Source organism: Gaoshiqia sediminis (genome assembly GCF_025907915.1).
Taxonomy (GTDB): Bacteria; Bacteroidota; Bacteroidia; order Bacteroidales; family Prolixibacteraceae; genus Gaoshiqia; species Gaoshiqia sediminis.
Genome location: NZ_JAPAAF010000001.1, coordinates 397460 through 410900, shown reverse-complemented (window position 1 = coordinate 410900; position 13441 = coordinate 397460). Strand labels below are relative to the sequence as shown.

Annotated in this window: 7 protein-coding genes; 2 read left to right on the top strand and 5 right to left on the bottom strand. The window is 47.6% G+C overall.

Translation table 11 applies throughout. From position 1 onward, the window contains the following. Nucleotides 1-22: 22 nt before the first annotated feature. Nucleotides 23-475, top strand: a complete 453-nt coding sequence (locus tag N2K84_RS01690; RefSeq protein WP_282590026.1) for a cold-shock protein — start codon at nt 23-25, stop codon at nt 473-475. 120 nt (nt 476-595) lie between these two features. On the opposite strand, the gene N2K84_RS01685 is transcribed toward N2K84_RS01690, so the two are convergent. The 4 genes from N2K84_RS01685 to nagB form a co-directional block, all read right to left on the bottom strand. Beyond that, complete coding sequence (locus N2K84_RS01685) at nt 596-3238, bottom strand: glycoside hydrolase family 2 protein (RefSeq protein ID WP_282590025.1); 2643 nt, start codon at nt 3236-3238, stop codon at nt 596-598. Nucleotides 3239-3278: 40 nt separating this feature from the next. Beyond that, on the bottom strand, nt 3279-4703 hold the full coding sequence (locus N2K84_RS01680) for a glycoside hydrolase family 125 protein (RefSeq protein WP_282590024.1): 1425 nt from the start codon (nt 4701-4703) through the stop codon (nt 3279-3281). 179 nt (nt 4704-4882) lie between these two features. Then, entirely contained in the window at nt 4883-7537 is a 2655-nt protein-coding gene (locus N2K84_RS01675; protein WP_282590023.1) for a transglutaminase-like domain-containing protein, read from the bottom strand. 38 nt (nt 7538-7575) lie between these two features. Beyond that, complete coding sequence (gene nagB / locus N2K84_RS01670) at nt 7576-9522, bottom strand: glucosamine-6-phosphate deaminase (RefSeq protein WP_282590022.1); 1947 nt, start codon at nt 9520-9522, stop codon at nt 7576-7578. Nucleotides 9523-9808: 286 nt separating this feature from the next. On the opposite strand from nagB, the gene gluP reads away from it, so the two are divergent. Beyond that, nucleotides 9809-11008, top strand: a complete 1200-nt coding sequence (gene gluP, locus N2K84_RS01665; RefSeq protein WP_282590021.1) for a glucose/galactose MFS transporter — start codon at nt 9809-9811, stop codon at nt 11006-11008. A 264-nt stretch (nt 11009-11272) separates the two neighbouring features. Here gluP and N2K84_RS01660 read toward each other — a convergent pair whose 3' ends face one another. Next, on the bottom strand, nt 11273-13438 hold the full coding sequence (locus N2K84_RS01660) for a glycoside hydrolase family 3 N-terminal domain-containing protein (RefSeq protein ID WP_282590020.1): 2166 nt from the start codon (nt 13436-13438) through the stop codon (nt 11273-11275). Nucleotides 13439-13441 lie beyond the last annotated feature (3 nt).

The window sequence follows — 13441 nt, the reverse complement described above, 5'->3', positions numbered from 1 at the left end:
AAAAAATAAATAAAATTCATCTATGGGTAGATCACAAGAAACATTCAACAAAAAAGAAGTACGGAACAAAAAAGAAAAAAAGAGAAAAGAAAAAGAGCAAAAAAGGCTGGAACGTAAAGACAACGACAAGAAAACCAGCCTGGATGACATGATTGCCTATGTGGACGAAAATGGCATGATCAGCTCCACCCCACCCGATCCCACCAAAAAAGAAGAGATCAAACTCGAAGACATACAGATTGGTGTGCCAAAATTTGACCCGGCAAATGCCCCGGACCCAATCAGAAAAGGGACCGTGACATTTTTCAACGAGTCGAAAGGATTTGGTTTTATCCGCGACCTGGAAACCAAAGAAAGTGTTTTTGTACACGTCAACCAGTTGCTCGAAGAAATTAAAGAAGGCAACCTGGTAAACTTTGAGATTGAAAAAGGCCCGAAAGGCTTATCAGCCGTCCAGGTGAAACGTGCCAAATAGTTGCACGGGTTCCCATGCGACCTTGGAACGTTATCTGAAATTCAGCATATTGCCAAAATAAAACTGCATCACCGGTAACCCCGTGATGCAGTCTGAATTTTGAATCAACCACGCTTCACGTTAGTTAGTCGGGAAATATTGGTTGGCAAAGTTCCATCCTTCCACCGATATTTTCCAATTGTTGCCGGACGCCTGCGGGCATTCCAGTTCAATTGTTTTTTCGGCTCCCGGCACCACCGATACGTAGTTGTCGTTGGCAAAAACGGGCAACACACGCTCCAGGGTTTCAGCATCAACCACAGCCAACCGGTTAAAGAAAGCGACCGGCGCATCTTCCGGATTTTTAAGCATTACCACAACTTTGTTGTTTTCGACTATTTTGGCCGATACCTGTAATTTTGAGGCAGGCATGGCCTGCAAGCCGCTGTAAACACCAGCAGCATTGGGAAACCAATACAGGTTCTCGGACAACACTTCCTGCTTCTGATTTTGCAGTTGAAGCAACAGAAACGAACCGTCCGTGTCGCCACCCGCCTGTTTCAGGCTTCCGGCAACCGACATGATTGGTTTGGTGCTGGATGGATTGATATACACGATCACTTGAGTTATAAAATTCTCGTTACCTTTCATGTCGTACGCTTTGGCTACCAGCATCAAATCATTTTGTTCGGTAAAACCATTATTCACCACGCTCACCATTTTAGTCACCGGATTACACATCACATGCAGGGGTTCACTGCCATTCCGGAGTCCATACAAGCAGGCATTCGGGTCGAGGTAATAATCGTACATCTGTCCGCGCAGGGCTGTCCATGTATTTTGTGTTTTCCAGATGATGCTACCGGTGTACCAGTCCCACATGTGCGAGCTAAAGCCTTCCATCAGCGCCCGATACTGGTTGTAATTCACCAGCTGCGCTTTGCGGGCAAAGTCTTCCATGTCGGTTGCCTGACCATATGGCTCAATTGATTTTCCGTAGCCAATATATTTATGGTAGGTCCACACGTCATCGGTAACGGCTTCGGAATGTGGCTTTTCAACCGGAACCACCTCATTTTCCTTAGGAAGAAAGCGTCTCAGCGAAACAGCATCGCCAACTCCTACCGAGCCTACCTCCGAGTTGAACGGCCAGGTCCGGTGTTGCCAGAAAATGGAATCGGGCTGAATGCCGTAAGGTCCATCGCCATTTCCGCCCAGGAAATTGTATGACATGCTGTCGGAGTTGGAATAGCTGATAAACCAGCGCGTACCATCCAACTTCGCCAAAACGGAGTCGCGTAAGGCATCCAAGATGTCTTGTGGCGGGGCAATTTCATTTCCGCCGCACCAAACAGCCAGCGAGGGATTGTTACGGATCATTTTCACCATATCAGCCGCCGACTCCACAAACAGGTTGTGATCGTCAGGATACTGGCGGCGTGTCCATTGGTCATCTTTCTTTTTAGGGTCCACCCAGCGGCCGTTACAGTCGCCCGACATCCAGAAATCCTGAATGACCAGCAGCCCGTATTTGTTACAGGCATCGTAAAACTCGGGACGTTCGGGCAGTGCCCCGCCCCAAATGCGGATCAGGTTCAGGTTCATGTCGCGGTGATAGCGGATTTCGGCATCGTAACGTTCTGGAGTAAAGCGCAACATAGCATCCGAAATGATCCAGTTTCCGCCTTTGATGAATATTTTTTGCCCGTTCACCGCCAGTTGCATGCTCCGCGTATGCTCGTTCCATTTTCGTTGTATTTCGCGGATCCCCACCGTAATCTGTTCTTCATCGGAAAGCTTTCCGTCCACCATAAATTTCATTGTCAGGGAATACAGGTTTTGATCCCCGTAACCAGCGGGCCACCATAATTTCGGGTTTTGAAATACCAACTCAGGCAAATTTACCACCTTCGTTGAGTTGGCATCCAGTGTCACCTCCAGCTCAACTGATTTTCCGCCTATTTCAACAATCAATTTTCCGGTAACTGACTGCCCTTCTGCATTCACCAATTCAGCCGAAGTTTGGATGATGGCCGGATCCTGATTTTTACCCGGCAGCCGGACTCCCGGTACACTGGTAACCACATGCGGGTTTTGCAGATTAACGGATTGAGTGGTTTCAATAGTCACTTTGTCCCAAATACCTGTGTTGCGGTCGCGGATGGGTTGAATCCAGTCCCAACCGGCCACATATTGGTGAGAGACATTGCGGGCAATCACGCCATCGCCGCCTTGTCCGCCGTTGGGATTACCTACCGGATCGACCGGGTAAACCACCACGGCAAGACGGTTGTTACCATCGGCAGCCAAGAGTTCGGTGATGTTGTACACCTGGCGCAAAAACATGCCGTAGTGCCATTCATCATTCACTTTTTTACCGTTCAGAAACACATCGCAGCTGTAATTTACACCGCGAAAATGGAGCCAGACCTGCTCGCCCGAAGCAGCCTTCTTCCGAAAATCGTTTACAAACCAATAGGTATAATGATCGCGACCGGTTTCATAAATATCCTGGATTTTTTCGTTGTTCATCCCGTAGAATGGGTCGGGAACTTCTTTATTTTCGAGCAGGGTAGTCAGCACTGTACCCGGAACCACAGCAGGTTTCCATTTGCTCAGGCTAAAACCAGGCTGCGAAACTTTTTCGCCCGAAGCCTTTACCTGAGCGATTGGGGCACATTTCCAGTTGTTGCTTAGCTCGGTTACAGGGCCAGCCCACACCACAGAAACAAACAGGCAAAAGATCAGGAACAATACGATTTTACGGCTATGTACTAAATTCATTTTTAATATTTTAAAGATTAAAATCGGATTCTTTTCAGACCTAGATTTCTTTCAAAAGATCAGGTTTGGTGTGATACAGTTTCAAAATCAATTCGCCAAACAAGGTATTTGCCCAGGCAAACCATGATCGGGTAAAGTTTTCCGGATTATCTTTATGGAAGGTTTCGTGCATGAACCCGGTACCAGCATGGGTTTTCAGCAATATACGCACACAACGAACGATTTCGTCGTCGCTGGTGGATGTCATAGCCTGCATAACAATGCTCATGGGCCAAATCATATCGGCCCCCACATGCGGCCCGCCAATTCCTTCGCCGGCTTTTCCTCTGAAGAACCAGGGATTGGCATCACTCAACACCAGCCTCCGGGTATTTTGATAAACGGGATCGGAAACGTCCAAGGCTCCCAAATACGGCAACGCCAGCAAGCTGGGAATGTTGGCATCGTCCATAAACAGGCGGTTGCCAAACCCATCTACTTCAAAAGCAATCACTTTTCCAAAATCAGGACGTTCGGCCAACGCAAATTTTTCAATCGCTTCTGTAACTTCACCGGCCAGTTTTTGGGCCCCAGCGGCCAACTCTTCATCCCCGTAAATAACCGAAGCAATCTCGGCCATTTGGGTGAGCGAAGTTACCGCGAAATAATTCGAGGGAATTAGAAACGGAAAGATGGTTGCATCGTCGGACGGGCGGAACGATGAAACGATCAGGCCAACCGGATTGACCGGGTTTCCGTAACCACCGCAGCACAACGTATCGGTTGGTTTATGAGTAACACGGGTAAAATGATAATCGCCTTTTTTTTCTTTCCGCTGTTGTTTTATGAAGGTTGAAAGAATAGACCGAAAGACGATATGCCAGTCTTCGGAAAAACAATCCTCATTACCTGTTGATTTCCAGTAATGGTAGAGTAAGCGGATCGGGTAACACAGCGAATCGATTTCCCATTTGCGTTCGTGCAATTCCGGCTTCATGTCCGTATCGTCGGTTTCCCACTCACTTCCGGCTGCTTCTTTGTTAAAGGCATTGGCATACGGATCGATCAGGATGCATTTAGCTTGCCGGTTTAGCACCCCCAGGAACAATTGATTCAGTCGTTCATCTTCTTTCACCAAACTGAGATAAGGCCAAACCTGTGCCGTCGAATCCCTGAGCCACATGGCATGAATGTCGCCGGTGATAACAAAGGTATCCGGCTTGCCATTTTCGGTTGAAAAATCAACCGTCGTGTCCAGGGTATTCGGGAAACAATTCTCAAACATCCAGGCCAACTCGGGATTGGCAATGGTTTTCTTCACCTCCAGTATCGTATCTTCCACTGCCTTGCTGATAAAATTACGTTTGCCAACGGGAGGTCTTTTACTTTCGAAAGCTGCCGTAGCAAAAGCACTGCTCCAGACCGGCGCCGAAAGCATCCCGGCTGCCGCCAAAGCATTGTACTTGATAAAGTTTCTTCGTTCCATATTATTCATTGGTTTTAGGTTATCATTCACAAGATTAGAGGATTGCGCAAAACCCTCACAGATGATTCTATAAAAAACCACAGGGGCCTAAGCACCCTGTGGCGACTCCGTTACACTGATCTAACTAAAAAACAACAGAATATAAACATGTTCAGTAAATCCATATCTCCAAACAGTTATTACGACTTAGAACATGAACCGGTGGACCCTTTCCCCATCACCGGAATAATTTTCAGCAGTTGTTCGCCAATACCTATTTTATAACCCGAAGAGAAAAGATATACATTTCCATCCGAATCCGTCAAAAGCACAAGCGGCAACTTATTTTTCACCTCTTCGCCAAACAAGTTCATTAACTCGTGCAGCAAGTTATCGTCAGGGTCGAATCCGCGCAATTGGTTTGCCGGAAGCCTGTAGGAATCGAGCACTGCACCCAATTGTTGCCGGTCTGCGGCAGCCACAAACAGAAACTGACCTGACCAGGTTTCGAAGTGCGAAACATAATCAGCCAAGTCATTCAGAATGTGTTTCGATGGTTCTTTGTCGGGATCAAGCAGGGCCAACACCAGACTTTTACCATCAACCAGTTGTTCCAGCGTTACCGTTGCGCCATTTTGCAGGATTCGCAATCCGGAAAAGTTGAGTTTGGCAATTGGCTCCGGTACATTGGCCGACTGCCGTAAGGTGACAGTCAGCGCATGTGTTTGTTCAGCGTGTACCGTGAAAAACTCAGTTGAGCTCAACACCGTCCCATCCTCCAGCCGATTGCCGGTAACCAGGCAATAATCGCCGGTTTCCAAGGTCAGCGGTACTTCAAAATCACTGATTTTTGCAGCAAAGTCATATTCCAGCGTGCGGTAGTTTCCTTCGATCAGTTTTCCAATCGTAAAGTGAATATAATATTGTGGTTCGATAGTATTCGTACCATTTTTCAGCACCAGTTTCCCGATTTCAGGCTGGGCCTGGATGCTTTCCGAAAAAGCAGCCCGGAACCATTCGCCATCGGCATAAAACTCCGGCTCCAGTGTTGCCGGATTTAAACGGGATGCAATGCCCAGCGCGCGACAAACCGACACAAAAAAGATGTTGCGCGAAGGCGTGTCGGCCACCCGTAATTTGTAAACAGCCGCAGGGCTGAGCGGAGCCCGCGAATGCTTATTGGCAATCTCATCCAAATGGATATTTTCTTTCATCCAATTGGTCAGCACCTGCGGGTCACTTTCAATTTGATTTTTCAATTCGGCAAAAGCATGCTGCATGGCCGGGCGCCAATCCAGCAACATTTCGTTCCGCACGCGGGGAGCCAGTACATACTTCAGGAAAATGTCGTCCGGATAACGACCGGTATCTTCGGTATTTTTCAAATGAGAGGCCAGGATGGAGGCTTTGGTATCGCTGAAATCCTTCTCCGAAATTCCTTTCAGCAAAGCCACGACATGCTTTTCGGAAGCATTCTCCCGGAAATATGTTTCCAGTTCGGGCCAGTTTCCGTAGCTGAGCTGAATGGCCCGGACAACGTCCTCTTCGGGAAGACCCAATTCAACGGCCAGTTGCCTGCTCCAGGTTTCGTCCTTGAAGGTAGCGGTATAACAACTACGAATAGAATCCTCGACAGTCAGGCGACGCTCGTTCAATTCCTTTTCGGCTTGCGTGATCGTCAACGTATCTTTCACCAGATGGGGCGGCACAAAATCAAACTCAAACGACTGTCCGTTCAATACAGGCCTTTCCAACGTTAGCTTTACCGTATCCGTGTCAGAAATTGATATTTTCTGAAAGGCAAACTGCTCATCACGGCTGGCCCAAACAACAATTTCCCCCAACCCCATCGAGATGGAAGCCTGCCCCGCAATGTTTGTATATTGTGTGGCAATCGGATAGTACTCGGCATAATTGTACAGTTGAAATTCGACTTTAGCATCCGTTACGGGCTGTCCGTGTGCATCTTTCACCTCAACAATAATCCGTTTCACCGGCGCGTAATTCGAGGTTAGGTTGAGCTCCGAAAAGCGGTCTTCGTTTACCACCACATCTTCGTCGCCAAAATACTTGCCGTACGCCCGGGTGTGCACCAGCAAGGTGCGACGGGCAGGTTCGGTAAACCAGCCCATATTCAAACGGGCATCGGGTTCGCAGGCGCCCATAAATTTCCAAACACCATTCACCCAAACCTCAACCCAGGCATGGTTGTCATCCGAATGTGCCCACCGCGGCGTGTAAACCTGGCGGGCCGGAATGCCGGCGGCACGAAGCGCCGAAACCGTAAAGGTTGATTCTTCGCCGCAACGCCCGAAAGCTTTCCGGATAGTACTCAACGGGGCGCTGGTACGCTCGTCAGTCCCTCGGTAAACTACCTTTTCGTGACACCAGTGATTTACCTCCAGCGCAGCCTGTTCGATGTCCATCCCCTCAACGCGGGCTTTTATCTCGTCGTACATCACGATGCGAAACGAATCCAGGTTTTCGTTATTGATGCGAACCGGTAGCACAAAATGCAGAAATACATCTTCGGGAATGTCTTTTCCCCAAGCCATTTCATCGCGGGCCTGCAAACTTTTCCGCACATTGGCCAAAAAGAAATCAGCCGGATAATCGGCCAGGTCGCTCAACGGCATGTAGGCATACAAAAACTCCATTGCCTGACGCTCGTTGTCCGTAAGCGGTTGCTTGAAAATCTCCCACACGTCCAACGAGGCACGTGCCGTAAGTTGCTTCTGAACCTCCAGCATGTGTTGTATGTCGGCCAGCCTCTCACTGTTTGAGATCAATGCCGGTTGGTTGGAGCAGGATAATATACCCAACAGCAAAAAGGACAAGATCAAATATTTCAACATTTTATTCATTTTTAGGTACCGATTTTAAAGTTAGGCTTTTATTTCAGGAAAGAATCCTCATCATCGAACGGATAACGCACAAAAGCTTCAATTGCTTCATATTCCGTCAATCCGAGCTGGTCGTATATTTTTGCCGTTTCACGGTTTCGAGCTTCGGCACGTTGCCAGAATTCACGTTTATCTTCACCCGGAAACACAGGTTCATCCTTTTGCGATTGGTGCTTAAAGATTGCCTTGCGTTTACGCATCAATTCGGAAGGACTGATGGGCACCGCCATTTCGATATCTTCCACGTCCCATTCCTGCCAGGCGCCACGGTACAGCCAAACATAGCAATCGTTCAACCAGGCATCGCCGGCAGCACGGATAAACCGAATAGCTTTAAAAATAATTTGAAGGCAAACCTCGTGTGTTCCGTGCGGATCCTGCAGATCGCCGGCTGCAAAAATCTGGTGAGGCTGAATCTTTCGCAACAAATCAATAATAATTTGTACGTCGGCATCCGATGCCGGACTTTTCTCGACCTGACCTGTTTCATAAAAGGGGAGATTCAGAAAGTGTACATTTTCTTCCTTCACCCCGCTGAACCGACACCCGGCAGCAGCCTCTCCGGCACGGATCAAGCCTTTAACCGTTTTCACATAAGGTGTGTCCACCTGTCCCGGCTTTTTATTTGTCAAAAAATCCTTCAACTCTGCATTTGCGTTTCCCAGCTCCTGGCAATCAATCTTTTGGCTTCGGAGAAGGTCAACTGCAAACTGAGAGAAACGAATGGCGTCGTCGTCAAATACAGCAATGTTTCCCGAGGTTTGGTACGCCACATGCACATCGTGTCCCTGGTCTGCCAAACGGATTAAGGTCCCTCCCATCGAAATCACATCATCATCGGGGTGCGGACTAAAAATCAGCGATCGTTTAACAGCCGGTTCAGGCCGTTCCGGACGGGTTTTCTCCGTAGCACCCGGCTTGCCGCCCGGCCATCCGGTAATGGTGTCTCTTATTTGCCCGAACACCTTAATATTCAAATCATAGGCTCCACCATAACTTGCTAATAAATCGCGCAAACCCGCATGTTTATAGTCTTCGTCCGTCAGTTTCAGAATGGGTTTGTCCAATTTTTGGCTCAGCCAGATCACGGCACGTTTCACCATTTTAGGCGTCCAATCGCACACCCCAACCAACCAGGGAGCTTTTGTGCGGGTAAACTCGCTGGTAGCTGCTTCATCCAGATAGACCGTCACATCCTCGTGCATTTGCAGAAAAGATGCAGGCACCTCCGGAGTAACCGGCCCCTCAATCATCTTCTTCAAAATCGGCGACTTTGATTTTCCCCATCCGGCCAGTACAATTTTACGGGCACTCAAAATGGTATCAATCCCCATCGTAATTGCGCGGTGGGGCACCGCCTCCTCGCTGCCAAAATCCTTGATCGCATCTGCAATTGTAATCGGATCAAGCTTCACCAAGCGTGTCTGAGAGTTTACCGTGGCCCCTGGTTCATTAAAACCGATATGCCCGGACCGGCCGATGCCCAGCAATTGAATATCAATCCCGCCACAAGCCCTGATTTTATCTTCATATGCGTTACAAAACTCAGCTACCTGGTCAATTTTCAAGGTTCCATCCGGAATATGAACATTGGCAGGATCAATATCAATATGATTGAACAGGTGTTTATACATAAAGTGGACATAGCTTTTATGGCTGTCCGGGCTCATCGGGAAATATTCGTCGAGGTTGAAGGTGATTACATTTTTAAAGCTTAATTCCTCTTCGTGGTGCAGACGAACCAGTTCGCGATAAACTTTTACCGGAGACGAACCTGTTGCGAGCCCAAGGACTGCCATTTCGCCACGCGCCTGCTTCTCTTTGATTACACCGGCTATAATCCCCGCAATAATCCGCGCTCCTTCCTGTTTGTTTTCCAACACATAAACAGGAAGTTTTTCAATCGTTTTCTCAATGTAATTCAGCGTTTTGACCATATTTTACCAGTTTAAATCCCGCGCCTCCGGGATAAGATTATTATTTAGAACTTGTCAAAACTAGTGATATTTTTTCCAAAAAAAGTGGGTTCAATCAAAAAAATGTGTCCGCACACACAAAATTAACGTTTATTAGCGTGCCCGCGCACATTTTTTAACTATCTTGCCCTCATTCCGGGAAAAGCTATGCTTACGGATCAGACACAAAACGGTCCCAGATACGTTGAAAGCAGCAATCGCCACCCTCAAAATAAACGTTGAAATCATAACCTCAAACTATAATATTATGGATTCAAAAAGAAACTACTTCCTGGTTCCCATGATAGTCATCGGAATAATGTTTTTTGCAATCGGTTTTGCACTTGGCATCAATAGTTATTTGATCCCCTTGCTGAAAAATTCGCTGCATGTGTCCTCGGGTGAATCCTATCTGATTCTGGCAGCCACGTTCTCTGCCTTTCTGATTTTCGGTTATCCGGCTTCACTGGTAATCGGCAAAATCGGCTACAAAAACACCATGATGCTCTCGTTTCTGATGTTTGCCACAGGCTTTTACCTGTTTATACCCTCTGCAAAATCGGAAAGTCTGCCGCTATTCTTGTTGGCCTCTTTTGTTTCGGGAATGGGAAATGCTTTTCTGCAAGCCTCGGTCAACCCCTACATCACCATTCTGGGCCCTATGGAGAGTGCGGCCAAAAGGATTAGCTTTATGGGCATAGCCAATAAACTGGCCTGGCCGGTAGCGCCATTGTTCCTGGCGTTGATTATTGGGAAAAGTGTTGAAGACGTACAACTTCAGGATATCAATATCCCCTTTTACATGATTATCGGCGTATTCTTACTGCTGGGTGTTTTATCGTATTTTTCGCCACTTCCCGAAGTTAAGGCTGTTGGCGAGGATGAGGAAAGCGCAGCCGAATGCGCCTATGCTGCAAATAAGACATCAATCTGGCAATTTCCGCACTTGCTGCTGGGCGTACTGGCGTTGTTCCTCTATGTGGGCGTCGAAACTGTTTCGCTCGGGACGCTGGTGGACTATGCAGAAAGCATTGGCCTACCCAATGCCGAACTTTACGCCTGGATTGCCCCCGCAGGCATGGTGATCGGTTACATCTGCGGGATTATTTTTATCCCGAAATACATCTCGCAGGCAAACGCGTTGCTGATCTGTTCCATCCTGGCCATTTTTGGTTCATTCATGGTTGTCTTCACCCCGGCGGATATATCTATTTGGTTCATTTTATTTATGGCCTTGGGGTGCTCGCTGATGTGGCCTGCCTTGTGGCCCCTTGCTATGACCGATTTAGGCCGTTTCACCAAAGCAGGTTCGTCGCTGCTGGTTATTGCCATTGTGGGCGGCGCCATAATACCAACCGCTTACGGCTTCCTAAAAGATGCTATTGGTCCGCAACAAGCTTACTGGCTGTGTGTTCCATGCTTCTTATACATTCTGTTTTATGCCCTGAAAGGACACAAGGTAAGATGATTATTGAGAAAGACAAAAGTAAAAAGTCAAAGGCAAAAAGCACCTCAAAAGGAATAACGACAATAGCGATCCTTAACATTAACAAACGTAATGACAGGCATTTAAAAAGGAAGAAGCTGTCTAAAAAGCTCTAAAGTTTGCGGTTGGCGTCACCCTGAATTTATTTCAGGGTCTGATTATTAGAACGATGAGATCCCGAAACAAGTTCGGGATGACTCAACTCAAGACTTTTTGGACAGCCTTCCTTTTTTTACAGGCAAAATCTTATTCGACCACAAAAGCAGCTGAAAGCTTTTCGCGGGCAGAATCGCCTCCCACAAAAACGTGATATTCACCTTCATAAACTTTCCAGTCGCTGCAGGATTCGTCCCACTTGGCCAAATCCCATACCGGAATCGAAAAATCAATCAAACTTTTACCACCTGCACCAACCTCCACCTTTGCAAACTGCTTCAATTCTCTACGCGGCATGCCGTCAACCGCAGGATAGGAAACATAGACCTGAACAACTTCCAAAGCAGCGAGGCTACCGGTACTCTCAACTTCAACCTGAAAACGCACCGTATCGCCCAATTTACAGGAAGAAGCTGGTTTTTGCGTCCAACTATAATTGAAATCGACATAGCTCAAACCAAAACCAAACGGATACTGCACTTCACCGTCGAAATATCGATAGGTACGCCCTGCCATGTCATAATTTTCATAATCAGGAAGCTGATCAAGCGATTTATAAAAAGTGAGCGGCAAACGACCGGATGGAGAGAAATCGCCAAATAAAATATCGGCAAACGCATTCCCCCCCTGTTCTCCGGGATACCAAGCCAGCATGATGGCATCCGAGTAAGGTTCAATTTGAGCGATATTAACCGCACTTCCGCCGGTAACCACGGTGATGATTGGCCGGTTATGTGATTCACGTAATTTTTTCAAAAAAGCAACATGTGCTGCCGGGATGTCAAGATGCTTCTTATCGCCGCCATTTTCAGCCAGAAATGCATCGCCTTCCTCGCCTTCCATGACCGGTGTCAAGCCAATGACCACAATGGTTGCATCACTCATTCCCGAAGCCCAGACACCTCCAAAACGCACCGTATCCACATCGTTGAAGCCCAAATCGTATTGAACGGCAACAGCTGGTCCGGCAGCCCTGGAAATACCTTCAACAAAGGTAACCAGCTCGGACGAAACGCCGTGATAATTACCCACGAGTGCGTCCAGGCTCCCGGAATTTGCCCCGGTCACCAATAAACTGCCGTAATCTTCGCGATTAAGCGGCAGCAAGTTGCCTTCGTTTTTCAAAAGCACCATGCTTTGGGCTGCCGCTTGCCGTGCCAGCGTCACATGATTGGCATTACGAACATCTTTTTCTCCAAGATTTCGAAACGGATTCTTCTCTTCGGGATCAAAAAAGCCCAATTTAAACTGAGTTGTCAAAGCAGGAGCAAGGGCCTTATCAATATCGTCAACCGTAATTAGTTTTTCCTCCAGAGCTTTCGTCAAATCGTCCTGTAACAGATTGGAACAATCCAGATTTATACCGGCTTTCACCGCTTCGGCTGCAACTATAACCGAATTTGGCAGCGCTTTATGCCTCAACCAAATATCCTCCAGTGCCCAGCAGTCGGTAACCACATGCCCCTGAAAGTTCCATTCGCCTCTCAGAATGTCGGCAATCAGGGTTGGACTGGTACAGCAAGGTTCATCGTTCAGGCGGTTGTAACCACACATCACCGACTCCACACCCGCATCAACCATGGCTTTAAAAGCTACCAGATAGGTTTCTCTCAAGTCTTTTTCAGAAACCAAAGCATTGAAAAAATGCCGGTTATATTCGGGTCCGCTGTGTGCAGCAAAATGTTTCGCGCAAGCTGAAGCTTTCAGGTAATTCGGGTCATTTCCCTGAATACCTTTCAGATATGCCACACCCATGCGGGAAGTCAGATAAGGATCTTCGCCATAGGTCTCCTGTCCCCGCCCCCAGCGCGGATCCCGAAAAATATTCACATTGGGCGACCAAAACGTCAAACCCATATATTGTATCCGGCGCTCTTTTGCAATGGCCAAGTTATATTTTGCACGTGCCTCCGTCGAGATCACGTCAGCAACTTCATGGATCAACTGATCATCGAAGGTAGCCGCTAATGCTATTGCCTGCGGAAAAACGGTAGCTTCTCCGGCACGTGCAACGCCATGCAGAGACTCATTCCACCAATTGTAGGCAGGTATCCCCAAACGCGGAATCCCCTGATTGCTGTATCCCAACAACGATATTTTCTCTTCAGTTGAGAGCTCGTCCAGTAAATCCTGAGCACGTTCATCAACTGTTTTTTTTGCATTCCGAAAATCTCGCGTTCCCGACTGGGATTCAAGTTGAACGGCAAGAAATAATGCAAGCAACAAAATACACTTGGGGAAAAAAGTCCGATCCATAAA